At 61.7% G+C, this 25,326-nt stretch carries 19 protein-coding genes; 10 read left to right on the forward strand and 9 right to left on the reverse strand.

The annotated features are described in order from the left end of the window. Positions 1–17: 17 nt before the first annotated feature. From QMX89_RS02645 to QMX89_RS02655, 3 genes are all read right to left on the reverse strand, one after another. On the reverse strand, positions 18–2,255 hold the full coding sequence (locus tag QMX89_RS02645) for a GGDEF domain-containing phosphodiesterase (protein WP_282346580.1): 2,238 nt from the start codon (positions 2,253–2,255) through the stop codon (positions 18–20). Between the two features lie 214 nt (positions 2,256–2,469). After that, a complete protein-coding gene (locus QMX89_RS02650) occupies positions 2,470–3,591 on the reverse strand; it encodes a heparan-alpha-glucosaminide N-acetyltransferase domain-containing protein (protein ID WP_282346624.1) in 1,122 nt (373 codons plus the stop codon). A gap of 315 nt (positions 3,592–3,906) precedes the next feature. Then, positions 3,907–4,599: a type 1 glutamine amidotransferase domain-containing protein gene (locus QMX89_RS02655; RefSeq protein ID WP_282346581.1), complete on the reverse strand. Its 693-nt coding sequence runs from the start codon at positions 4,597–4,599 to the stop codon at positions 3,907–3,909. Positions 4,600–4,813: 214 nt separating this feature from the next. Here QMX89_RS02655 and QMX89_RS02660 point away from each other — a divergent pair, with 214 nt between their 5' ends. Beyond that, complete coding sequence (locus QMX89_RS02660) at positions 4,814–5,050, forward strand: hypothetical protein (protein WP_282346582.1); 237 nt, start codon at positions 4,814–4,816, stop codon at positions 5,048–5,050. Here the strand turns inward: QMX89_RS02660 and QMX89_RS02665 are convergent. Together QMX89_RS02665 and QMX89_RS02670 are read right to left on the reverse strand one after the other, a co-directional pair. Further along, positions 5,047–6,165 (reverse strand): HPP family protein, encoded by a 1,119-nt coding sequence (locus tag QMX89_RS02665; RefSeq protein WP_282346583.1) that lies wholly within the window; start codon positions 6,163–6,165, stop codon positions 5,047–5,049. The two genes, QMX89_RS02660 and QMX89_RS02665, sit on opposite strands and share 4 nt — an antisense overlap. A 216-nt stretch (positions 6,166–6,381) precedes the next feature. Next, on the reverse strand, positions 6,382–8,379 hold the full coding sequence (locus QMX89_RS02670; RefSeq protein ID WP_282346584.1) for a U32 family peptidase: 1,998 nt from the start codon (positions 8,377–8,379) through the stop codon (positions 6,382–6,384). A gap of 174 nt (positions 8,380–8,553) precedes the next feature. On the opposite strand from QMX89_RS02670, the gene QMX89_RS02675 reads away from it, so the two are divergent. Further along, the gene (locus tag QMX89_RS02675; RefSeq protein WP_282346585.1) at positions 8,554–8,979 is read left to right on the forward strand and encodes a DNA methylase; all 426 of its coding nucleotides are present in this window, start codon (positions 8,554–8,556) and stop codon (positions 8,977–8,979) included. Positions 8,980–8,981: 2 nt separating this feature from the next. After that, complete coding sequence (locus QMX89_RS02680; protein ID WP_282346625.1) at positions 8,982–9,710, forward strand: DUF72 domain-containing protein; 729 nt, start codon at positions 8,982–8,984, stop codon at positions 9,708–9,710. 489 nt (positions 9,711–10,199) lie between these two features. Here QMX89_RS02680 and QMX89_RS02685 read toward each other — a convergent pair whose 3' ends face one another. Next, positions 10,200–11,354: a PatB family C-S lyase gene (locus tag QMX89_RS02685; protein ID WP_282346586.1), complete on the reverse strand. Its 1,155-nt coding sequence runs from the start codon at positions 11,352–11,354 to the stop codon at positions 10,200–10,202. Positions 11,355–11,569: 215 nt separating this feature from the next. Here QMX89_RS02685 and QMX89_RS02690 point away from each other — a divergent pair, with 215 nt between their 5' ends. Beyond that, complete coding sequence (locus QMX89_RS02690) at positions 11,570–12,598, forward strand: hypothetical protein (protein WP_049860019.1); 1,029 nt, start codon at positions 11,570–11,572, stop codon at positions 12,596–12,598. Between the two features lie 117 nt (positions 12,599–12,715). Here QMX89_RS02690 and QMX89_RS02695 read toward each other — a convergent pair whose 3' ends face one another. Both QMX89_RS02695 and QMX89_RS02700 read right to left on the reverse strand, forming a co-directional pair. Further along, positions 12,716–13,066 (reverse strand): transcriptional regulator, encoded by a 351-nt coding sequence (locus QMX89_RS02695; RefSeq protein ID WP_282346587.1) that lies wholly within the window; start codon positions 13,064–13,066, stop codon positions 12,716–12,718. Continuing rightward, the gene (locus QMX89_RS02700; RefSeq protein WP_282346589.1) at positions 13,066–13,365 is read right to left on the reverse strand and encodes a type II toxin-antitoxin system HigB family toxin; all 300 of its coding nucleotides are present in this window, start codon (positions 13,363–13,365) and stop codon (positions 13,066–13,068) included. The genes QMX89_RS02695 and QMX89_RS02700 overlap by 1 nt, the downstream gene beginning before the upstream one ends. A gap of 284 nt (positions 13,366–13,649) precedes the next feature. Between QMX89_RS02700 and QMX89_RS02705 the strand changes: the two genes are divergently transcribed. Beyond that, complete coding sequence (locus QMX89_RS02705) at positions 13,650–15,749, forward strand: TonB-dependent receptor (protein WP_282346592.1); 2,100 nt, start codon at positions 13,650–13,652, stop codon at positions 15,747–15,749. A 73-nt stretch (positions 15,750–15,822) separates the two neighbouring features. Then, positions 15,823–16,926, forward strand: coding sequence for a GNAT family N-acetyltransferase (locus QMX89_RS02710; protein WP_282346594.1), 1,104 nt, complete (start codon positions 15,823–15,825; stop codon positions 16,924–16,926). Here the strand turns inward: QMX89_RS02710 and QMX89_RS02715 are convergent. Further along, the gene (locus QMX89_RS02715) at positions 16,902–17,576 is read right to left on the reverse strand and encodes an MgtC/SapB family protein (protein WP_043190299.1); all 675 of its coding nucleotides are present in this window, start codon (positions 17,574–17,576) and stop codon (positions 16,902–16,904) included. The genes QMX89_RS02710 and QMX89_RS02715 overlap by 25 nt on opposite strands. Before the next feature lie 376 nt (positions 17,577–17,952). On the opposite strand from QMX89_RS02715, the gene QMX89_RS02720 reads away from it, so the two are divergent. From QMX89_RS02720 to QMX89_RS02735, 4 genes are all read left to right on the forward strand, one after another. After that, complete coding sequence (locus QMX89_RS02720) at positions 17,953–20,148, forward strand: TonB-dependent receptor (RefSeq protein WP_282346596.1); 2,196 nt, start codon at positions 17,953–17,955, stop codon at positions 20,146–20,148. Positions 20,149–20,479: 331 nt separating this feature from the next. Continuing rightward, entirely contained in the window at positions 20,480–22,627 is a 2,148-nt protein-coding gene (locus QMX89_RS02725) for a TonB-dependent receptor (RefSeq protein WP_282346598.1), read from the forward strand. A gap of 13 nt (positions 22,628–22,640) precedes the next feature. Continuing rightward, positions 22,641–24,374, forward strand: coding sequence for an ABC transporter substrate-binding protein (locus QMX89_RS02730; RefSeq protein WP_282346600.1), 1,734 nt, complete (start codon positions 22,641–22,643; stop codon positions 24,372–24,374). Further along, positions 24,371–25,306, forward strand: coding sequence for an ABC transporter permease (locus QMX89_RS02735; RefSeq protein WP_282346602.1), 936 nt, complete (start codon positions 24,371–24,373; stop codon positions 25,304–25,306). Before QMX89_RS02730 ends, QMX89_RS02735 begins: the two co-directional genes overlap by 4 nt. The last annotated feature ends 20 nt before the right edge of the window (positions 25,307–25,326 follow it).

Here is a 25,326-nt window from a genome sequence, read left to right on the forward strand (position 1 = left end):
CTGGCGCACGGGTGCGCTCAGTCCTCGTTGCGCAGCCCCAGCAAATGCTTCATCTCCTCGCCCCGCAACGGCGGGCTGAGCAGGTAACCCTGGACGAACGGGCAACCCAGCGATTGCAGGCGGTCCAATTGGTCCTGGGTTTCCACGCCCTCGGCGACGATGTCGACGCCCAGCGCGCTGCCCAGTGACAGGATGCTGGTGACGATGGCGATGGTGCGGCGGTGGGTCATCATGCGCGTGACGAACGAACGGTCGATCTTGATCGAATCGATCGGGTAGCGGTCGATGTAGCCCAGCGAGCTGTAGCCGGTGCCGAAGTCGTCCAGTGCGATGTGCACGCCCAGCTTGCGCAAGTCGGCCAGGGCAATGGCCACGGTTTCCGGTTCGTTGAGAAACACCGATTCGGTGATTTCGATCTGCAGATCGCGTGGGCTCAGCGACGTGCTTTCCAGTATCTGCGCGACCTTCGCCACGAATCCCACATGATTGAGTTCGGCGCCCGAGACGTTGACGTTCAGTCGCAACCCCGCAGCGGGGCTGGCGTCCCAGCGCTTGATCTCGGCACAGGCGGTCTGCATGACCCAGCGGCCCATCTCGTGGATGATGCCGATGTCTTCCGCAACAGCGATGAACACGTCGGGCGGTACGTTGCCGAGCACCGGGTGCTGCCAGCGAACCAGTGCTTCGACGCCGGCGATGCGGCGCGAGCCGGCGTGGAAAATGGGCTGGTAGACCAGGTAGAACTCTTCGCGCGCCAGGGCGTGCTTCAGCGCATTGCGCATCAACAGCAGGTCCACCGCCGCTTGGCGCATGGACAGGTCGAACAGCGCCCATTTGCCCGGGCCTTGCTTCTTCGCGGCATACATGGCGACGTCGGCGTCGCGCACCAGATCTTCGGCACCCGTGTGCGCGGCGTCGAGGGTGACGATGCCGACACTGCACGAAGTGAAGATCGCCTGACCCTCGACTTCGACGGCGACGCCGAGTGCCTGGATAACGCGTTTTGCGGTCTCGATGGCCGCCTGCTTGGACGCCTGGCCGGTGTGAAGGATGGCAAACTCGTCGCCACCGATGCGCGCCAGGACAGCGTTGTCGGTGAGGCAGGATTGCAGTCGCTGCGCCACGATCTGCAACAGGATGTCGCCGGCGCGGTGGCCCATGCCGTCGTTGATGTATTTGAAGCGATCCAGGTCCAGGTACAGCACCGCCGCATCGCGCTCGGTCTGGGCCAGATTGAAGACCTCCTGGATCTGCGCCATGAAGTAGGCGCGGTTCTTCAGCCGGGTCAGGTCGTCGTGGAAGGCAGCATAGGTCAGCTCTTCTTCGATCCGCTCGCGCTCCACCAGGCGAGAACGCAACGCCACCTGTTCCTCACGGTCGATCTGCGCTTGTCTGAGGCCTTCTTCGGCTTCCTTGCGCTCGCTGATATCACGCTGCACCGACACCCAGTGGGTGAACCAGCCTTTTTCGTTGGCCACGGGCACGATGCTCAATTGCACCCAGAAACGGGTGCCATCGCGGCGCGTGTTGATCAGTTCGACCTCGACCGGTTGCCACCGGGTCAGCGCGCTCCGGATCTGATCCAGGGTGCTGCGATCGGTTTCTTCGCATTGCAGGATGCGTGGTGTCTTGCCGACGATCTCTTCCAGGCTGAACCCTGTGGTCGCCAGAAACGCCGGGTTGCAGTAGACGATACGCGGGCCGGGCAGGTCGATCGGCTCGGCTTCGGTGATCAGGATCGCATCCTTGGCATGCACGACCACCGACTCCAGCAGGCGCAGCCGCTCGATGACCCCGGTGGGGCCATTGCTGACCGCCGGGTGCGGAGCGGTGTGGTACAGAGCGACCGAGTGGGTCTTGAGCGCATAGATCTGCGCAGCGCTGAGCAGCTTGAACGGCGGTGTCAGCGCCAGCAGGACGATGCCGGCGAGGACATCGCTGCTGTCCTTCACAGCGATGCACACACGGTAGGTGTCTGCGAGCGGCCCGAGGAAATCCGGGACCGAATGGATGAAGGGCGAGCCGTCACCGATATCGACCACATCGCCGTAGGACATCAACATGCGCAGCCAGGACTCAGTGGCCGCATCGACCGGCACGTCCCGAGTCGTGCCGTAGGCGGCGGTCACCCGCCAGGCACCGGGCGGACCCTCGATGAGCAAGCCGCCGCAACACTGAGTGATCGCCGCTGCCGCCTGGACCAGACCTTTCAAAGCGGTGTTCGATGTAGCGTTTTCAGGAACAGCTGCAAACATATGAAGGATCCAAGCAAGGAGGGGAGCGGCGACCTCCTGTCACGACATGTCATTTTGACATCATGGTGATATTAGCACTACGCCTACCGGTCGGACCCCCTCTACGCATTTAAATTGCGCGACCGCCTTTTATTTCCCGGCAGGCGGGGACGGGCAGCGATCAACGGTCGTCTACCCGGCGCCAGCGGTTGTGCCTGCATGCTCCCTGGTTTGCTCAGAAATACTTCAACCAGCCGATGTCACGGCGGCGTTGCTTGAGTTGCGCGAACCAGCGAGTGGGAAAGTACAGTGCAAGGGCCAGTGCCACGGTCCATAGCCAGATCCCGCTCAGGCTGTCGAAGCCGTAGTACTTGCCCTGATTGAGGCCCCAGATCTGCACCGCGATCAGGTACATGGCTTTGAGCACCAGCAGGTGCAGCACATAGAAGAACATCGGCGCGCCGCCATAGCGTGACAGCACTTCGAGCACCGGGCGGCCTTCGAGGCGCTGGAACAAGGCTAGCAGCAGCAGCCCGGCGCCCATAGTGGGCATCAGGTACAGCAGTGACGGTGGGTACTTGGTCAGCGACATGAAACTCATGAAGGTGCGGACGTTGTCGTCCAGCACGCTCCATGGCTTCTCGCCGTAGCCGTTCAGGTAGCGGATGGCAATGAACCCCACGAGCAAACCCACACCCCAGTTCAGCAGCAGACGCAGGCGCCGTGCCGGGTCGGCGTCGCGACCGAACCAGGGGCCGGCGCAGTAGCCCAGTGCGATCAGCCCGATCCACGGCAGGATGGGGTAGGTCGTGCGCGCGCGGGTGAACTCGGTGATTTCCAGGAACGCGCGCTGGTGCAGGATCGACCAGATCTCGAAGAAGGGCGACTCTGCGGTCAGAACGATGCCGTCCAGCAGGTTGTGGCCGGCGACGATGACGACACCCACGATCGCCAGCGCAGTACGGGGCAGATGGATGAGCGCGGCCAGCGCGATCATGCTCAGGCCGATGGCCCAGATCACTTGCAGCCACAAGGTGGTGGGCACCAGAGTCGCGTTCCAGGCGAAGTTGACCAGCGTCAGTTCCAGAAAGACCAGAAACAGTCCGCGCTTGAGGAGGAATATCGAGACTTCCCGTGGGCTATGGGATTGTCCGTACAGCCAAGCCGAGAGGCCCGTAAGGAAAACGAACACCGGGGCGCAGACCATGCTGCTGATGCGAGTGAAGAACAGTTCGGGAGGTGTGTTGACCGGATCCATGGGATCGCTGACCTGAACATGCAGAAAAAACGTTTCGCGCACATGATCGACGAGCATGAACAGCATGACCAATCCACGTAGTGCATCGATCGCCAGCATGCGCGTGCGTGATACCGCTTGGGTCGAGGCCGTGGAAAGCGAACTGGGAAAGGATGGTGAAGGGGCAGCGTCGGCCATGGGCAGGCATCCAAAAATAAATCGGGATGCGAATGTTACGATATAACGTGAAAATTTGAAATTGCCGCTGTGCGAGCATTTCTCGTAGGAACGGTCACCGGCCGCAAAAAACGCCACTGTGTGTCATGGGAAACCGGTGAGGCCCTTCGCGGCCACGGACCGCTCCTACGCGGCACTCCTTGTAGGAGCGGTCATCGGCCGCGAACAGAGCGCCGCCGTGTGTCAGGCAGTCACCAATCAGGCACTCTCTTCCTGCTGCAGTCGCTTGATCAAGGCTTGAGCCGCAGCTTCGGAGGACGCAGGGTTCTGCCCTGTGATCAGGTGGCCGTCCTCGACCACATAGCTGCCCCAGTCCGGACCTTTGGAATACTCACCGCCATTGGCTTTGAGCATGTCTTCGACCAGGAAGGGCACCACATCCGTCAGCCCGACCGCGTCTTCTTCGGAGTTGGTGAAGCCTGTTACCTTCTTGCCTTTGACGATGGAATCGCCATCCGGCGACTTCACGTTCTTGAACACACCCGGTGCATGGCAGACGGCAGCGACCGGTTTGTTGGCGGCATAGAACGCTTCGATGATGGTTTTCGAATCCGTGTCTTCAGCCAGGTCCCACAGCGGACCGTGCCCACCGGGATAGAACACGGCATCGAAATCGTAGGGGTCGACTTCGCTCAGCGGAAAGGTGTCGGCGAGGGCAGATTTGGCCTGTGCATCGTCGGCGAAGCGGCGGGTGGCGTCGGTCTGCGCATCCGGCTCGTCGCTCTTGGGGTCCAGTGGTGGCTGGCCGCCCTTGGGCGACACCAGCGTCACATCGGCGCCGGCGTCGATGAAGGCATAGTAGGGGGCGGCGAATTCTTCCAGCCAGAAGCCGGTTTTCTTGCCGGTATCGCCCAACTGATCGTGGGACGTGAGAACCATCAAGATCTTCATGCACATTTCTCCTGCAGGTGTGGGGATGCAATGCACGGCATTGCCCGGTTCCGTGTTCAGAAAGCACAGTGTTCAGAAAGCACCTGCACGCAGACGTTCAAGACAATCTCCCGGTGCCTCTCGCGCCGAACCGAAGGAACGCTGGCGGATCACTCCAGTCAGTTGCTGCAGGGCCGAGCGCGCCCACCCGTCCGCTACCAAGAGGAGATGTCCCATGGCGACCGCATCCGTTCAATACCGCTTCAACGGTGAGCCGCGCAGCTGGACGCCACCGGCTCGGATCGAGCCAGGCCTCCACGCTGTGGTGATGCACCTGCTGCAATTGCACTTTGGCGACGGCGAAAACAGCCTGGTGATGCCCACCGCCGAGGACAGCGACGAGCAGGTTCTGGAGCAGGCGGCACGGATGGGGCTGACCGATATCCAGCTTGCCGGTGCTAACGCCAACTAGGCGCTGACCGCCCGGTACAGCGCGCGGATCAAGTCGGACTGAGTGATGATGCCCACCAGACGGCGCTCGCTGTCAATGATCGGAATGTGCCGATGGCCGTTCTCCGAAAACACCGGCACCAGCTCGGTCAGCAGCCGATCGGCGCTGGCGACGCGCACCGAGCGGGTCATGATCTGCCCGACGCTGCTGGTCGTCGGCCGATTGCGTCCGGGTCGCAGCAGGGCGCGCAGGTGCCAGGCCACGCCGTCGTGGGCGTCCAGGTCCAGTTGCCGCATGAAATCGGCCACGGTGACGATGCCTATCAGATGGCGCTGGCGGTCGATGACGGGCAGGGCCTTGATCTTGTGCTTGCGCATCAGTGCCCAGGCCTCGCGTAGCGGCATCTCCTGGCGTGCGGTGATCGGTTCCCGACTCATGACTTCGGCACAGCGCAGCTCGCCCATGTTGCGCTGGTAGGCCGAAGCTTCGGCCAGTTCGAGCAACGCCTGCAGGTCGTTGCGATCGACGTCGAGGACCTGGTTGTAGTGCACCAGCGCGGCGTCCAGGTCGGCTCGGCTGAATCTCCCTGTCGCCGACGGTTGGGGCGTGGCAGGCACATGAGGCCAGGGCCGACGCGTCAGGTTGTTGTACAGCAGGCCGGCGGCCACCAGCAGCAGCGAATCGAGCAGGACCGGATTCACGGCATAGGCGAAGTGTTCGCACCCCATCACGACCATCAGCAATGCCGCCGCGCCACCGGGTGGGTGCAGGCAGCGGGCGGCGAGCATCAGTGCGATTGCCAAGCCTACGGCGAGGGCGGCGGCCAGGGTCGGATCGGGAATCCATTTGGCGCAGGCAATGCCGACCAGCGCGCTCAGCGTATTGCCACCGGCCACTGCCCAGGGTTGGGCCAAGGGGCTGGCGGGGAGGGCGAACACCAGCACGGCGCTGGCACCAATGGGCGCCACGATGGCCAGCCCCAGGGCGCCGTGCTCGGAGGCCCAGTGCCCCTGCAGGCCCAGCGCTGCAAGCACCCCGACCACCAGCACGCCCAGGGCGGCACCGATGCAGGCACGCCATTTTTCCCGGGCATTGATCGGTTGGCGGGTCGGCCAGAGGCGGGTGAAGATATTCATTGCAGGTGCTTGAGTTCCGGCTGTGAAACAGGGCCGGCATCAGTATCCGGCCTCACATTCCCCTGTAGCAGCGGCGCGAGCCGCGTCACAGGCCACGCGGATCATCTGACCCCACGCAGTGCCATCGGACGCAGCTTGCGCAGCTGCTACAGGTATTGGGTGGCCGCGTCGGGCGCCAATGCGACAGCCCAGACACGGCGCGATCAACCCACCGTATCAATGGGGCGCGCGGCGGATGGTCTTCATCAGATCCTGCGGGCTGATCTGACCCACCACATTGACGCCACTGCCCGGCTGCGGCAGGTCCAGGATATGTCCCTTCATCTTGCCGATCACATGCATCTCGCACGGCTTGCAGTCGAACTTCAAGGTCAGCACTTCATCGCCATGAATCAACTGCATGGGCGCGACCTTGGTTTTCACCCCGGTTACGCCCTTGGCCTGCTTGGGGCACAGGTTGAACGAGAAGCGCAGGCAATGCTTGGTGATCATCACCGGCACTTCGCCCGGCTCTTCATGGGCCTCGTACGCGGCATCGATCAGCTTGACCCCGTGGCGATGATAGAAATCGCGAGCCTTCTGGTTGTACACGTTGGCCAGGAACGACAGGTGCGATTCCGGATACACCGGCGGTGGCGTCGTCTCGGCCTTGCGGCTGCCACGCGGATGGGCCTGCACGCGCGCGGTGGTCAGCGCCTCGATCGCTTCGCGACGCATCGCCTTGAGCTGCGAGTTGGGAATGAAAAACGCCTGCGGTGCATCCAGTTCGATGGCCGTTGCATGGTACTGGGTAGTGCCCAGTTGCCCTAGCAGGTCACGCAGTTGATCCAGCGCCTGCTCGGGTTTGTTGGCCGGTCCGAACGGGCCTTCCAGCGCTACGTCCACGCGCACGCCTTCTTCGCTGATGGCGGTCAGTTGCAAACGTTGCTCGCTCAACTGCACGCGCCAGGCCACGCCGACTCGGCGCTCGGCGGAAGTCTTCTGCAGCGCCTGCTGCCAGTTGTGGTCCAGGTTGCGATTGAGCGGGTGGTTGGGGCGCAACTGGAACAGCCCAGCCGGCATCTCGTTGGGTTCGACGCGATAGCGATAGCGCTTCTGACCATCTTCGTCGAACTCGCCCTTGAGCTCGGCGATGTTGGCGCGGAAACCCACGACTTCGCGCTTGACCAGCACGTTCAGGCCGTCGCCGTTGGACAGCGGCTGCTCGCTGACGACCAGCATGTCACGCTTGGCGACTTTCTCCACGCGTCCGACCGGCAGGCCGGTGAAGGTGGGCGAATCGAACGCACCGATGTCGATCTTGCGCTCGCTGACGAAATAGTCGGTGCTGCCGCGGTGGAAGGTCTTGTCCGGGTCCGGCACGAAGAAGTGTGCGGTGCGACCGCTGGAAGCCCGGGCCAGATCCGGACGGTCCTCCAGCACGTCGTCCAGGCGCTGGCGGTAATAGGCGGTGATGTTCTTCACATAGCCCATGTCCTTGTAGCGGCCTTCGATCTTGAACGAACGCACGCCGGCCTCGACCAGCGCGCGAATGTTGGCGCTCTGGTTGTTGTCTTTCATGGACAGCAGGTGTTTTTCATAGGCCACTACGCGGCCCTGGTCATCCTTGAGGGTGTAGGGCAGGCGGCAGGCCTGGGAGCAGTCGCCGCGGTTGGCACTGCGACCGGTCTGCGCATGGGAGATGTTGCACTGCCCGGAAAACGCCACGCACAACGCACCGTGAATGAAGAACTCGATCGCTGCATCGGTTTCCGCGGCAATGGCGCGGATCTCGCCCAGATCCAGCTCCCGCGCCAGCACCAGCTGGGAGAAGCCGGCCTGGTCGAGGAATTTGGCCCGCGCCAGGGTGCGGATGTCGGTCTGGGTGCTGGCGTGCAGCTCGATCGGCGGAATGTCCAGCTCCATGACCCCCAGGTCCTGCACGATCAAGGCATCTACGCCGGCGTCGTACAACTGGTGGATCAGCTTGCGCGCCGGTTCCAGTTCGTTGTCGTGCAGGATGGTGTTGAGCGTGGTGAACACCCGCGCGTGATAGCGGCGAGCGAAGGTCACCAACTCGGCGATATCGCTCAGCTCGTTGCTGGCGTTGTGACGCGCGCCGAAGCTGGGCCCGCCAATGTAGATGGCGTCGGCGCCATGCAGGATGGCCTCACGGGCGATGGCTACGTCGCGTGCGGGGCTGAGCAGTTCGAGGTGGTGCTTGGGCAGGGACATGTTTTTCTGGTCTGAGTCATCACGGTCAAGGTCGCTATTGTAGCGGCGAATGACCACAACGGCACGGCCCGCGCGTCGCAGCGCTGTCTGTTGCGGGAAGACGGATCGAACCGCCGAGTGGGGCTGGCGTCTACCGGGCAGCGTCCGTGCCGCAGCCAATCAGGGATACCGCCGATGAGCAAGTCCATCACCGCCCAGGATCTGGGCATCGACATCACCGAGCAGCACGGCCTGTTAAAGTGGTTGCTGGCCAGCTTTCTGATGGGTAAGCGCATTCAGGCCGATATCGCCGTTCAGGCCTATCGGGTGCTGGTCGAAAAACACGGTCGCGATACGCCGCGCAAGCTGGGCCACTGCACGCATCGCGAGTTGGTGGCCATGCTGGGCGAGGCGCATTACGTGCGCTATGACGAGAGCACGGCGACGCGGCTGAGCGCGCTGGCGAAGACATTGACGGCGGAGTACGGCGGCAGTGTCAGCCAGATGCGTGAGGCCAGTGCCGATCGCAGGGATTTTGAGCGCAGGTTGGCACAGTTCGACGGGGTGGGGCCCAAAACCGTGGAGATCTTCATGCGCGAAGCCGGTGGAGTCTTGTTTTGAGCATGGACCGGGTGCGCGTGGGCTGCGCCGGTTGGAGCCTGCCGCGCGAGTACGCTGAGCACTTCACGGGCGACGGCATCCATTTGCAGCGTTACGCCTCGCGGCTGCGCTGCGTGGAGATCAACAGTTCGTTCTATCGTCCGCATCGCCCACAGACCTATGCCCGCTGGGCCGCGTCGGTGCCCGACGACTTCCGCTTCTCGGTCAAGGTGCCGAAACAGATCACCCATGTGCAGCGCTTGCGCGACTGCGCAGCGGCCCTCGATGAATTCCTGGCGCAATGTGGTGAATTGGGCTGCAAGCTCGGCTGCCTGCTGGTGCAATTACCGCCGTCTCTGGCTTTCGAAGTGCAGGCTGCCGAGGATTTCTTCCGTTGTTTGCGCGAGCGATTTGCAGGCCATGTGGTGCTCGAACCGCGCCATGCTTCCTGGGTCGAGGCCGAGCCGATCCTGCAGGCTTACCGCATTGCCCAAGCGGCGGTCGATCCTTCACGCATCGCCACCGATACCATCCCTGGAGGCTGGCGCGGCTTTCGTTATTGGCGGTTGCACGGTTCACCGCGCATCTATCACGACGCGTACAGTGCTGAATATCTGGCACACCTGCGCCTGCTCCTGGCCGAAGCCGCCACCGACGCCGAGGTATGGTGCATATTCGACAACACCGCCTCCGGCGCCGCGACAGCAGACGCGCTGCGCACCACCAACCCTCCAGAAAATCCACCCCTGTAGCAGCTGCACAAGCTGCGTCGGCGGTACCTACGGTGTATCTGGATAAACGCGTTGAACCCGGACGCGGCTCGCGCCGCTGCTACAGGGGAATGCGGTGGGGCCGGTGAGGCCAGACGCGGCCGCAATCTCTGTAGCAGCTGCGCAAGCTGCGTCGGCGGTGCCCGCGGTGTTTCTGGATGACCGCGTTGAACCCGGACGCGGCTCGCGCCGCTGCTACAGGGGAATGGGGTGAGGCCGGTGAGGCCGGTGAGGCCAGATACGGTGCAATCCCTGTAGCAGCTGCGCGAGCTGCGTCGGCGGTACCTGCGGTGTTTCTGGATGACCGCGTTGAACCCGGACGCGGCTCGCGCCGCTGCTACAGGGGAATGCGGTGGGGCCGGTGAGGCCAGACGCGGTCGCAACCCCTGTAGCAGCTGCGCAAGCTGCGTCGGCGGCACCCGCGGTGTATCTAGACGAACGCACCGAACCCGGACGCGGCTCGCGCCGCTGCTACGGGGTGCGGTGTTGCAGGCTGCGTTCGATGCGGGCTAGGCCTTCGGTCAGCAATGCGCGCGGGCAGCCGAAATTCAGGCGAACGAATTGCTCCAGCCCTTCGCCGAATTCCGGGCCGGCGCTCAGGCCCACTCGAGCTTGTTCAAGAAAAAACCGCTGCGGATTGTCCAGGCCCAAAGCCGAGCAGTCCAGCCAGGCCAGGTAAGTGCTTTGTGGCGCATGCACCACGATGCCGGGCAGCCGCGTACGAATCGTTTCCAGCAGGTAGTCGCGATTGCCCTGCAGATAGGTTTTCAGCTGTTCCAACCACTCGCCCGGCTGCGCATAGGCGGCATGGGTGGCTTCCATCCCCAGCGGATTGACGCTGTCCACCATGCCCACCCGTGCTGCGTCGAAGCGGGCGCGCAACGAGGGATTCTGGATCACTGCAAAGCCTGTCTTGAGCCCCGCCACGTTGTAGGTCTTGCTCGCGGACATCAGGGTAATGGTGCGCTGGGCCACTTCCGGCGACAGCGACGCAACAGGGATATGCCGACGTCCATCGAACTGCAGGTCCGCGTGGATCTCGTCACTGATGATCAACACATCCTGCGCCACGCAAATTTCGGCGATCGTGCGCAGTTCGTCGCGGCTATAGGTCTTGCCGATCGGGTTGTGCGGATTGCTCAGCAGGTACGCCGAACTGTCGCCCAATGCCTGTTGCAGCCGCTGCGGGTCACACGCCCACTGACCTTGCGCGTTGGCCTGCAACGGCACTTCGATGCTGCGCATTTTCCAGTGGCCGGCCGCCTGGCGCAGCGGCGGATAGTTGGGGGTATGCACCACCACGCCATCACCTTCGGCCACCAGACCGTGCAGCGCCATGTTGACCCCAGGCACCACACCCGGCAGGACCACGATGTCCTGCTTCTGCACCTGCCAGTCATAGTGCTCGCGCAGGTAATCGACCAGCACCTGACGCAGTTCGTCCGAGGGCACGCTGTAGCCCAGGACCGGATGGGTCAGACGCGTCTGCAAGCGTTCGATGACCGCAGGCGGTGCGGCGAAATCCATGTCGGCGACCCACATCGGCAATACATCTTCGGGGTAGCGGCTCCATTTGGTACTGCCCGTGCCGGTGCGGTCGAACAGCGTGTCCAGGTCTGTACTCATCGTGTGCTCATGGCTGCAATGCATGGAAAATTCAAAGGCTTGTACGGGCATAGTAACCAGCCAAGGTAACTGCGGCCAGTCACGCCTATCAAGCCGGTCCATACAGCCGAAAAAAGATATTCAATGTTTTTATAAAACTTTTTCACGAAGCCCTTGGTCATTGCTGTAAGCGAGTTCACCTACTCGTTCTGCCACTGACCCAAAGGACTACAATCATGATCCGCGATGACCGTATCGCTCCAGACGGCTACACCACCCCGGTCTACCATGACCACGCCACAACCGCGCCGTTGCTCAAGCGAATTTCGTGGAGTGCGATTCTCGCCGGTGTGGTACTCGCCATGGTGGTTTCGCTGTTGCTCAACCTGTTGGGTACTGCCATCGGTACAGCCACCATCGATCCAATGCAAGAAGCCAATCCGCTGTCGGGCATCGGCACCGGTGCCGGTATCTGGGTCGTGGTCAGCGCGGTGATCTCGCTGTTCGTGGGCGGTTGGGCTGCTGGCCGTCTGGCACAGCGCGAAGGCGCTTTCCACGGTCTGCTGGTCTGGGCGAGCGTTTCGCTCATCACTGTCTACCTGGTTTCCAGCGCAGTCACCGGCGTTGTCCGTGGCGGTCTGAACCTGGCTGGCAGCGGCATGTCGGCGCTGGGCAGTGGCATTGCTCAAGTCGCTCCCGCACTGGGCGACAAGATTCAGGATCAACTGCGTCAGCAGGGTATCGAATTCAATCTGGACGACATCCAGGGCGAACTCGAGTTGGCCATGCGTCAGACCGGCAAGCCTGAACTGAACCCCGACAACGTCAAGCAGGAAGCTCAGGCGACTCAACAAGACGCGCAGAACACCGCTCAGCGCAGCGCCGAGAACCCTCAGCAAGCCGACAACCAGTTGTCTGGTCTGATGGATCGCATCAAGGCCAAGGGCGACCAGGCTTGGGATGCTGCTGACCGCGAAGCACTGGTCAATTTGATCAAGGCACGTGGCAACAAGACTGATGCTGAAGCCAACCAGATCGTCGATCAGGCCCAGGCCAGCTACCGTCAGGCTTATGCCAAGTATCAGGAACTGAAAGCTCAGGCCGAACAGAAAGCCCGTGAAGCTGCCGAAGTGGCCGCCAAGCGCGTTTCGCAAGGCGCCTGGATCCTGCTGATCACCCTGGTGATCTCGGGTCTGGTAGCCGCCGGTGCCGGCGTACTGGGTCGTCGTACTCAGCCACCTGCCAAGGTCGTTGCTGCGGTCTAATCGATCCGCACACGTAACACGGTTGTAGAAAAGCCCACGCTGATCAGGTCAGCGTGGGCTTTTTCTTTGGCTACGATTGTGCGGTTCGAGGTCAATGACATTCGACTGAAGTAAGGCTCAGCCCAATAGGCTTTCGTAGGGAATGTTCATCCCGACATGCAGGCGCTTGATCATCGCAAGACTCAACGAGCGTTTGGCGTTCAATACCTCAGACACACGCCCACTCGAGCCGATGAAGGGCTCCAGATCGCGCATGCTCAGGCCTTGCTGGTCCATTCGAAATTTTATCGCCTCGATAGGATCGGACGGACCGATAGGGTAATACTGGTCTTCGTATTTCTCGATGAGTATCGCGAGAACTTCCAATTCATCGGCACGAGCACTACCAGGCTGCGCACCCCACAGTTCTTCCATGCGAGCGAATGCGTTCTGAAGGTCTGTCTCGTTACGGATGGGTTTGAGATTCATCAGATGGTCTCCACGTCGATCTGGTCATACTGGGCATGAGTGCCAATGAACTTAACCCATGCAATCTGGTGGTTGTAGTCGATCGCTACGACCAAGCGATACTTGTTGCCTGCTACGTTGAAAACGACCCTGCCTGCTTTGATGATGCTTGCTGTACCGATCTCGGCTTTTAGTGCCTGAGGGGTAAGCCAGTTGGCGTTGATCATGAGATTGTGCCACTCGATCAACGGCCGCTGCGCGTCACCGTGTCCGTTCCGCTCCCAGAATTCTCGCAGTGTTCGCTTGGCGATGACTCTCATGATAAATGCGGATCTCCCTTTTTGGGAGGATTTTCTGGTTCAATTGCGTGAGGGTCAAGTGTCGTTCTGGTGCCGGATGTGTATTGACCTACCCCATTGCACCGCCAGTACTGTCGCTGAGCCAACAGCGGAGCGACAGGTTGCATCATAACGATCGCTCCTTTGCTGCCAAATGCCCTGCCTATGGTGTTTCACCCTTGGCACGATAGCTGCTCAAGCCCCTGCGAGCGCGACTATACGAATAGAGGCTCCTCATCTTTTCGTAGCGTTCAGGAGCTTCATTCATGGGTTCAACATCGGGCCGCAAGCCCAGTGGTTCATATCGCGCTTTCGTATCAAGCAGCGTGGCATTGTTCACCGTCACCAGTTTGGGTCTGGCCCACGCCGAGGATACGCAGCTGTCCACGGTGGTGGTGACGGGCGCGGCGCGCAGCGAAGCGCAAAAGGCCAAAGTCGAACTGGACAAGACTCCCGGTACCACCGCAGTCGTCGACATGAAAGAGGTCGAAAAAGGCCGTGCCTCCAATGCCGAAGACGTACTCGCGCTGCAACCAGGGGTGTTCGCGCAGGCCACCAGCGGCACCGGTGCCAACAAGATTTCGATTCGCGGTTCGGGTTTGAATACCTTCTATCAGGGCTATGCCCTGGGCATCAAATTCCTCTACGATGGACTGCCGATCACCGGGCCGGGCGGCACTCAGGAAGACCTGCTGAACATGGCCGCAGTCGATCACACCGAAGTGCTGTACGGCGCCAACGCCTTCAAGCACACGGCGCTGTCGCTGGGTGGCGCGATCAACTTCGTCAGCCGTACCGGACGCACGTCCCCAGGCAACTACGCACGGTTCGAAGTCGGCAGTTTCGGCTACCGCAAGCAACAACTGAGCACGGGCGGCGTGGTCGGCGACAGCGACTACTATGTCAGCGTGCTGCACAACGAACGCGACGGCTATCAGGACAACACGGCCAACAAGGGCCGCGACCTGATCGCCAACTTCGGCCATGTGTTCAGCCCCAAACTGGAAATGCGTTTCTTTCTGCGCTACCGCGAAGAACAGCTCACCAACGGCAACACCTTGACCCGAGCCCAGCTCAAGCACGATCCGCGCAGCAACGAGGTTCCCACTGGTCGCAAGAAGGACGGCACCACCTTGCTGGGCAGCAACACCACCTACAGGTTCGACGACGACTCGACCCTGGAAGTGGGCCTGGGGTACAACGACTACCCGTTGCTCAACGGCTGGCGGTATTCGGTTTCGCCACAGGACTGGCGCTCCAAGGACACCAGCGTGGTGCTGCGCTATCGCCGCGCCCACGACGAACTGTTCGGCCTGCCCAGCGACAGCAGCATCACCTTCAGCAATACGCTGGCCTACATGGGCGATGTCAAATCCCACAGCCGCAGCACCGGGCAACTGTTGCAGTACACAAAGTACACCGGCTCGCGCGACAGCGTGCTGGCGCTGGGCAACGAGTTGCAGCTCAACGACAGAACCTGGCTGTCCACGGGGCTTTCTTTCATCAACATCAAGCGCAAGGCCGAGATCGAATACACCACCGGGGTGAACACCAGCGAGTTTCCCGACGGCGTGAACTACTCCGAATGGGACACCGCTCCGCGGTTGGGCCTGCGGTATGAACTGACGCCGGACATCCAGCTGTTCGGCAACGTCAGCCGCTCCATCGACCCGCCCGTGACCTGGCAGCTGGGCAGCACCGGCTCGCCGTTCATACGCGACGTGAAACCTCAGAAAGCCACCACGGCCGAGCTGGGCGTACGTGCCAGTGCCGGGATTTTCGATGGCAGCCTGACGTTCTATCGCTCCTGGATCGATGACGAGATTCTGTCCGTGGTGGTGCGTCAGGCCTCGGCCAATCAAGACCAACTGGTGGCTTCGTCCAACGCCAGCCCGACCATTCACCAAGGCGTGGAGGCGGGATTGAATGCGCTGCTGTGGGAAGGGGAGAACGGCGACACGCTGAACCTGCGCCAAGCCTACACCTTCAACGATTTCTACTATCGCCACGACAACACCTTCGGCGGCAACGAACTGCCCAGCCTGCCACGCCACGTGTACCAGGCCGAGCTTCAGTACCAGCAGGCCGGAGGCTTCTACGCCCAACTCAACCTGCGTTCGGCCTCCAGTTACTTCATCGACTACGCCAACAGTTTCAGCGCGCCGTCCTACACCATCCTCGGCGCCCGCGTAGGCTTCGAGGCCCCGAGCAAACGCTGGGACGTGTTCCTGGACATGCGCAACCTGACCGACGAACGCTACGCCACCGCAGCCAACATCACCTACGACGCCCGCGGGCAGGATTCGGCCAATTTCTACCCGGGGGATGCGTTCAATGTCACCACTGGCGTTGCGTTTCGGTTTTGATCGGTGCGTTGGCCTGTACGCTCAACCCAGGTATGGTTTCGCATGGGTACCAGTAACGACAAGGATGTGGCACATGTACGAACAAAGCACTTGTGACTCAAGCACGATTCGTCTGCGAGCGGCACAAATGGAGGATGCACAACAACTCGCACATGTTCATCTGGCCGCCTGGCAGGCGGCCTACCAAGACCTTCTTTCACCGTCCTACCTGCTGGCGCTTGAAGACAAGCTGGAGCAGCGGGCAAACGTGCTACGCGAGGCGATCGTTCAGCGGACAATGTCGTTGTGGGTGATCGAGCGAAGCGGGCAAGTCTTGGGTTGGGCCTCTTTCGGGCCCAGCAGGGATGCTGAGGCGGGTTCGGCTACGGCCGAACTGCGCGCTATCAATCTGCTGCCCGAGGTCTGGTCGCAAGGTCTGGGTCGCCGGTTGTGGCAGGTCATCCAGGAAAACCTCACGCGCGACAGCTACACCGACGTGACCGCGTGGGTATTGGCGGGGAACGAGCGGGCAATCGGGTTCTATCAGGCCATTGGGTTCGTCCGCGAACCTGGCAGCGAGCGAACGGTGGTTGAGGATGGGGAATCTCTGTCGCTGGTGCGTTATCGCACCCAGTTGATCCCGCCTCTGGTGCAGACGCCGCTGCTGACGCCTCGTCTTGAAATAGTCGCCCCGAATGTTGCCCTGGCACAGCTCTTGGCGGACGCCTTGAACGCGAGTTACGAAACCCATCGTCTGTTTCTGGTTTGGAGCCGGCCACGCTGGGAGCTGACCGATACGCGGGACACCCTGCAGCGAGCGCAGAGCGATTTCGTCCGCCACGATGCGGAGAAAAAGTTCTTCCTGCTGACTCGCGAGCACCCGCAGCAACTGGTGGGGTGTATCGGCTTCACCCCCAAAGCCGATGGCTCCCACGAAATAGGTTATTGGGCGAACCAATCATTCCAAGGCCGGGGGTTGATGCGCGAAGCGTTGACAGCACTGATTGCCCAGTTGCCTGGAACACGTTTGTACCTGACGACGTCTTCAGCCAACGCCGCCAGCCGCCGGCTCGCGGAGTCGGCCGGGTTTCGCCTGGTTCGCACCCTGGTCGGTGATCGTCGATCGGATGTCTTCGGGGTGTGTGACACGCTGGTGTTCAAGCTTGGCGACGCTCATTGGCTGGAAGCATCCTCCTGAACCCCGTCGATGGTCAGCAGTTGCTCCAGTATCTGCTTGGCCTGCGCGCCTGAAGTGCGTTTGAGTTCGATGGTGATGCTGTCGGTGTCGTCACGATTGCCTTTTTCGACGATGAATTGTCTGACCTTGCCCGCGCGGTTGCCCATCACTTCGTTGACCTTTTTCAGGGAAAGCGTCTGCGACGGGGCGATCAGTTTGATGACATGGACCTGCACGCGGTTGCGGTAGACCCGCTCCATAGGTTTTATGGCGATCAGGATCACCAGAATGATAAAGGTGGCGGCGGTGCTGACCACGTACAGCCCACCGCCTACCGATAGGCCGATGGCGGCGACCGTCCAGAGGCTGGCCGCCGTGGTGAGTCCGCGAATCACTTCGCCGCGCAGCAGGATCGAGCCGGCGCCCAGGAAACCGATACCTGAAACCACCTGCGCCGCCACCCGCGAGGGGTCGAGTTCGGTGTGCGCCATGGCCAGGGCATCCTGAAAGCCGAACGACGATACGATCATGAGCAGGCACGAGCCCACGCACACCAGCATGTGAGTACGCAGACCTGCGGCCCACAGCAGCCGCTCGCGTTCGAGCCCGATCAGGCTGCCGAGCAGAGCAGCCAACAGCAGGCGAATACACATTTCCCAATCGGTGAGCATGGTTGACCTCCTTGGTAAGGATGGAGCCCGCCGTCGATGGCGTCGGGTTCCAAATTGACGATAGGCATGCTGACGACTCCAGGCGCTTATTGTTCACGATAAATAGGTGAAGAATTCTTCGCGGACGATGACCGCTCCCACGGATGATCGATATCGGGTGTTTATTGACCAGGCTGTAGTGAAGTTCAAGTGTTCGAATCAAGGCAGTCGTTCATCATCAAGTGTGTGCTGGCGGCCACTTGGCCGCTCTAATGTACGGTTTTAACGCGTTTCAGCCGCTCAATAGCTGGCACGCTCTCTGCTATCACCCTGTTGCCAATAAATAAGCACCGTCTTTATTCAGGGCGGTGTTATATGAGTCAAGCAGGAGCAGGGAATGAACGGGGAAGTCATTGCAACAACGACGGCACGCAATCGCTTGCCGTCGGCGCTGGGCGCTGGGGCGACATTGCTGTTTATCGGCCAACTTCATGCCGCACCAGTCACCGAATCGGCCGAGCAGAAGCCGACCAGTCAACTCAGTACCGTAGTTGTTCAGGGTGCCAGGCTGGACGAGAACCAACGCGCCGAAACGGCTTTGAAGGAAGTGGCAGGTGGGGTCAACTATGTTGATTCAGCGGCCGTCGAAAAGGGGCGCGTGTCGACCAGTACCGATATCTTCGCTCTGCAGCCCGGTGTCATCGCCACGCAGGGCGGCGGCAGCAACGACGGCACACGGATTTCCATTCGTGGGTCGGGTATCAACAAGGGCGTGGGTTATTTCCGCGCTGGCATCTTCTACCTATTCGACGGCCTGCCGGTGTCCGGGCCTGGCGGTACGCCCTATGAACTGTTCGAGCCGCTGGGCCTGAGCCATACCGAAGTGCTGCGCGGCGGCAATGCTTTCGATATCGGCTCATTGTATCTGGGCGGTGCGATCAACTACGTGACCAAGACCGGCTACAATTCCGCGCCCTTGCAAGTGCGCTATGAGGCCGGTAGTTACGGCTATCAAAAGCGTCAGATCAGTTCAGGGCAAGTGCTGGGCCCGCTCGACTATTACGTCAGCCTCACCGACTCGGCGTCGGACGGCTTTCAGGATCAAACCCAAGGCAAGAGCGCAGGTTTCGCCGGCAATGTCGGCTACCAGTTTTCGCCGCAGTTGAAATCCCGTCTCTACTACCGCTATCGCACCACCGATAACGAGACGCCTGGTTACATCACCCGCGCGCAACTCAAGGACGATCCCGAGCAGGCCAACCCGGCCAGTGTGAACGTACGTGCGCATCGCAAACAGCCAGGTTCGACCTGGGTAGCGAGCAAGACCCAATACACCTTCGATGACGATTCCAACCTGGAAGTGGGATTGGTCTACCACGACTATCCAATCGACGCGCGACAGGGCGTCAACCGCACGACTTGGGGCTTCAGCGATTATTCCGCCAGTTTGAAATACGACCGCCTGGACACGTTGTTCGGCAAGAACAGCATCACCCGATTCAACGCCCTGCGGACCGAGCATTTGAATGCTTACGCCAAGACCAAGGTGCGGATTCCTTCCGGTATCACCGCCAACCTGCCGTCCGGGGCGTTGGTGCGCAAGGCTGAGTACGAAGGCTCCGACACCGTGTTGAGCGCCAGCAATGAAACCGAGTGGATCGACAACACACTGTGGTTGAGCGCAGGCCTTTCCGCCGTGGAGTTCCAGCGCAAGGCCAAGGTGTCGTATCCGGTCGGTGGCGAGGCCGACAACCCCAACAACCCCATCGAAAAGAACGACTGGGAGTTTGCCCCCAGGGTGGGCGTGCGTTACCAGATCAACCCTAACTGGCAACTGTTCGGCAACCTCAGTCGCACGGTCGAGGCCCAGCAGTCGTGGGCTTATGTATCCGGTGCGCAGGTGTTCACGTCCGGGCCGGCCACCGGGCTCAACTCCGGTGGACAGAAACTTGAACCGCAGATTGCCGATACGTTGGAATTCGGCACCCGTGGGCAGTTCGGCAACAACAACTGGGACCTGACGTTCTATCGGTCCCACGTGCAGGATGAGCTGCTCTCGGTGATCATCAGAGAGGCCACTTCCACCGCCGATGCGCTGACCTCCGAATACAACGCCAGTAAGACCATTCACCAGGGTGTGGAGCTGGGTCTGGATTCTCTGCTGTACCAGAACGACGGCGATTCATTGCACTTGCGTCAGTCCTATACCTATAGCGACTTTTTCTACCGCGATGATGAGCAGTTCGGCAGCAATCGGTTGCCCGGCATTCCCAAACACAATTACCAGGCTGAACTGCGTTATGACTTCAGCAATGGCGTTTATGTGGGCGTGAACACTTACTACGCCTCCAAGACACCGGTGGATTTTGCCAACACCAAGGACGCCGGTTCTTACAACCTGTGGGGCGCGATACTGGGCTGGGATTCGCCGAAGAAGGATTGGAATGTCTATCTGGACCTGCGCAATTTGACCGACGAGAAGTACGCCGCCTCCATCAGCCCGACGTTTAATGCCAACGGCAACGATGTCAGGGCGATCATTCCGGGGGATGGTATAGGTGCGTATGCGGGGGTGCAGTACAGCTTCCGGTAATTCAATGCCTACCGTAGGAGCGGTCATCGGCCGCGAAGAGGGCACCGCGGTGTATCAGGCATACCGAATCGCGCCCTTCGCGGCCACGGACCGCTCCTACGGGGGGCTATCTCTCACAAGTGTTGCTGGGGCAGCAGTCACTAAGCAGTTGCGGCTATTTCAAACATCCAGCCGCTACCTGATATTAAAAAAGTTCCCTGTTCAGGGCACTTGGTGATTGGCACGAACACTGCAATCTCCAACTTTATCGATGAGGTCGCAGACGTCATCACCCGAGTCCGACTATACCAATAGAAGCTCGCCTTATATTCATTGGGTGGGAGCAACACCGTTGAAGTTACATGCCTTTACGCCGTCATTGAACAATCGGCGCAGCAGCGCTTTTCGTTATACCGAATTTGCCTCAGGCCTGAGCGCCTGCCTGTTGTTCAACGTCACGCCGGCGCTGGCCGATACGGCCGAGCAACGCTTGCAAACGGTCACCGTGCAGGCGGCCAAGGCGACACCGGTCGAGCAGGCGCGGGCCAGGCTTGCGGAAGTACCCGGTAGCACCAGCCTGGTCGACCAGGCCGAGGTCAATAAGGGCCGTTCGGCCAGCCTCGAAGACACCCTGGCCTACCAGCCTGGCGTGTACGCGCAGTCGGCGGGGGGCAATGACGCGATCAAGATTTCCATCCGTGGTTCCGGCGCGAATGCTTCGCCCGGCTACTTTCGCGAAGGCACCAAGTTTCTCTTCGACGGCTTGGCCCTGACCGGCGCCGGGGGCACGCCGTACGAACTGCTGGACGGGCAAGGCCTGCAGTACACCGAGATCCTGCGCGGCGCCAATGCGTTCGAGTACGGCGCCTTGTCGTTGGGCGGTGGCATCAACTTCATCACCCACACCGGCTACAGCGCGCCGGGCAGCCAGATCAAGCTCGAGGGGGGCAGTTTCGGCTGGCAGAAACAGACCCTGCGCACCGGTGGTGTGGTGGGCGATGCGGATTACTTCGTCAGCGTCGACAACGCTCGACGCGATGGTTATCAGGATTACACCTTCAGCAAGTCCCAAGGCGTGGTGGGCAATTTCGGCTACCGCTTCAGCCCGAAGCTGCAGACCCGCCTGATCGTGCGTTATCGCGAGGAATTCCACGAGAATGCCGGGGCCTTGACCCGTGCCCAGCTCAAACACGACAGCACCCAGACCAATGCGGCCACGCGCACCAGCCGCGGCGACTCCACCAAACGCGGGTCGACCTGGGTGGCGAGCAAGACCACCTACACATTCGACGACAGCGCGACCCTGGAATTCGGCATCGGCTACCACGACTACCCGCAGATCCTCAATCGGCGCAGCCCGGTCAACCCGAATTACTGGGACTGGAGCGACCTCAACGCCTCGCTCAAATACACCCGCAACGATCAACTGTTCGGGCTGGACAGCACCACCACCCTGGGCTTCACCAGCACCGAGCACCTGAATGCCGGCGCCAAGACCTACCGCGGTGACAAGGACCTTGGCATCCTGCAGAAGAACGTCAAGTACGACGGCTCGTCCGACCGTGTCTTCACCGTGGGCAACGACCTGGGGCTAACCGACCGGTTGTACCTGAGCACCGGCGTTTCGGCGATCCAGATCGAGCGCGACATCGACGTGACGTTCAGCGACCGAGCCAACACCAGCGGCTTCCCCACGCGTTACGACTATGACGATTGGTCCCTGGCACCCCGGGCCGGGCTGCGTTACGAGCTGACGCCGAACCTGCAGGTGTTCGGCAACGTCAGCCGCTCCATCGACCCGCCCAGCTCGTGGTCGATCTCCAACTCCGGGGTGACCAACAACTACATCAAGCCATTGGTGCCGCAGACCGCCAACACCGTGGAGTTCGGTATCCGCGGCCAGTCCGAGCGCTTCGATGGCAGCCTGGTGCTGTACCGCTCCTGGATCAAGAACGAACTGCTGACGACCCAGATTGCCGCCGCCACCGGCACCAGCGCGGCGATCGTCACGACCGCCAACGCCACCCCGACCATTCACCAGGGCATCGAAGCGGGGCTGACCACGCGGCTCTGGCAGGGCAGCAATGGCGACGTCCTGAGCTGGCGCCAGGCTTACACGTTGAACGACTTCTACTATCGCCACGACCCCTCGTTCAGCAGGAACGAACTCCCCGGTTTGCCCAAGCACATCTACCAGGCCGAGCTGCAATACCAGTACGCCAACGGCTTCTACGCAGGCGTCAACGTCCGGTCCGTGTCCAGCACGGCGGTGGACTACGCCAACACCTTCAATGCGCCGTCCTACACGATTTTCGGTGCACGCCTGGGCTACGACGCACCGAGCAAGCAGTGGCAGGCCTATGTGGACCTGAAGAACCTGGGCGACAAGGACTACGTGACGGCCATCGTGCCCGGCTACAACGCGCAGGGGCAGGACACGGCCGCGCTCTATCCGGGGGATGGCTTCGGCGCGTTCACCGGTGTGACCTACAACTTCTGATGGCTGCCCGCTCATGACACTCGTGTTTCTCAGGATCGCGCTCGTCAGCACGTTGCTAGCGCTGTCGGCCTGCTCGCCCAGTACCGATGTACCCCGCACAGATGCCACCAGTACGCCGGTCACGCGCGCGCCGAGCACCGATGGCATCGTCGACGGCGACCTGATCAGCTATCCCGCCAGCGACTACCACGAAGCCGGGCCGGGCAAGCGCGGCGGTACCCTGCGGGTGACCACCGCGACCGACACCGGCACCTTCGACGTGCATTCCATTTCCCATGGCAACGTGCAGTGGCTGGGGCGGGTGCTCTATGACTGCCTGGTCTATCAGGACGAGCAGGGCAACGTTTCGCCCTGGCTGGCCAAATCGTGGGAGGTGTCGGACGACGGCCTGACCTACACCTTCCACCTGCGCGAGGGCGTGACCTTCAGCGATGGCGAGCCCTTCAACGCCCAGGCAGTGAAGATCAACCTCGAGCACATGCGCGATCCGGCCACCAAATCACCGCTGGCTGCGGCTTACATCGCGCCCTATGTGCAGGGGCGAGTGCTGGACGAGTACACCTTCGAGGCCACCTTGCGCGAACCCTACTCGCCGTTTCTCGACGTGCTCGCGCAATCCTGGTTGGGGATGATTTCGCCGAAGCAGATTCTCGAAGCGCCGAAATCGATCGCCGAGCATCCAGTCGGCTCCGGACCGTTCGTGCTGCACAGCTACACCCGCGACCAGGGCGCGGTGTTCGTGCGCCGCAAAGGCTATGACTGGTCCCCGCCAGTCACACGCCACCAGGGCGAAGCCTACCTCGACCGCATCGAGCTGAGTTTCGTGCCCGAGGCGATGATCCGCTTCACCTCACTGGAGGCCGGACAGTCCGACCTGACCCTGGATGCGCCGCCGCAGAATGCCAAGGGCATTCGCGAGTCGACGGCGCTGACCCTGCGCAGCCGCATTCGCAAGGGCAATCCGTTTCGCAGCCTGACCTTCAACGTGGAAAAGGCGCCGTTCGACGATGTGCGCGTGCGTCGTGCGGTGGCCAAGGGCATCGACCGCGAGGGCCTGGCCTGGATCATCGGTTTTGGCGAGTTCCGGCCCAAGGCTGATTTCCTCGCCGCCAATACGCGCTATTACGACCCGGCCTACAAGGACGTGCTGGCCTACGACCCCAAGGCGGCCAACGCTGCCCTCGACGAGGCGGGCTGGACCGCGCGCGACCCTGAGGGGTATCGCACCCGCAACGGCCAGCGGCTGGGGGCAACGCTGTTGGCCACCGAGAGCCCGAGCTTCTCCAGCGCCGTGGCGGTGGCGATTCAGGCGGACCTGAAAAAGCTCGGTTTCCAGCTGCGCATCGAACTGTTGCCGGTGGCCCAGGCCACCGACCGCCGCTATGCCGGTGATTTCCAGATGATTGGCGGCGGTTACTGGCACACCAATACGCCGGACGGCCTGTACATCCTCTATCACAGCGACTCCATTACCTCGGAAAAACGCATCGGCCAGAACGCCGGTCGCTTTCGCGATGCCGAGCTGGATCGACTGTTGGCCGCGGCACGGCGCAGTCACGATCCAGCGCAGTTGCAACCGCTGTACAGCAAGGCACAGCAGCGTCTGGCCGAGTTAGTGCCGGTGGTGCCGTCGTTCGAGAGCCATGTACTGGTGGCGTATTCCAAACGCCTTGCGGGGGTGATCTTCGACACCTCCCACAACACCGTTTTCCTGCCCAGCCTGTGGCTGCAACCGGAGGCTGAATGAACAGTATCGCAATCAGGATTTTCTGGCGGCTGCTGGCCGGTGTCGGGGTGCTGTGGGGCGCGGCCAGCCTGACCTTTCTGGCCATCAACCTCAGCGGTGGCGACCCCGCACTGGCCATTCTCGGCGGCCCGGAATCCATGCCGACCCCGGAGATGATCGTGCGGGTGCGCGCCGAGTACGGCCTCGATCAGCCGCTGATCGTGCAGTACGGCCACTACATCGCTCGCCTGGTCCAGGGCGATCTGGGCGAGTCCTATCGCCTGCGCATTCCGGTCACGCGGGCCATTGGCGCACAGATCGGCGCCACGGTGCAGCTGTCGATCTGCGCGGCGCTGGTGGCCGTGCTGCTGTCGGTCATCAGCGCGATCACCACGGCCAAGCGCAGCCCATTGGTACGCTCGCTGGTGTCGGGGACCGAGCTGGTGCTGTCGTCGGCGCCTTCGTTCGTCATCGGCATCCTGTTGCTGCTGGTGTTCGCCTTTCACTGGCATGTACTGCCGCCTTCCGGATCGGGCAGTTGGCAGTCGCTGATCCTGCCGACCTTGGCTCTGGCCCTACCACTCGCCGCCGTACTGACCCAGGTGCTGCGTCAGGAACTGGAAGACATACTCGACCAACCCTTCATCGCCATGGCGCGCGCCCGGGGCATGTCCGAAACCGGCGTGCGCCTGCGCCACGCCCTGCGCCATGCGCTGGTGCCACTGGTGACCCTGGCCGGCTTCGTGTTCGCCAGCCTGCTGGGCGGGGCGGTGATCGTGGAGTTGCTGTTTTCCCGCCAAGGCATTGGCCGGCTGATGCTCGATGCCGCCAATGCCAAGGACGTGCCCATGGTCTTGGGCATCACCCTGTTGGCGGCGGCGATCTATGTGGCGGTGAACCTGGTGGTGGACCTGATCAACCACTGGGTCGACCCGCGAGTGAAGTCCGCATGACCCGAATTTTCATGGCTGCT

This window comes from Pseudomonas sp. PS01301 (assembly GCF_029960215.1).
GTDB lineage: Bacteria > Pseudomonadota > Gammaproteobacteria > Pseudomonadales > Pseudomonadaceae > Aquipseudomonas > Aquipseudomonas coleopterorum.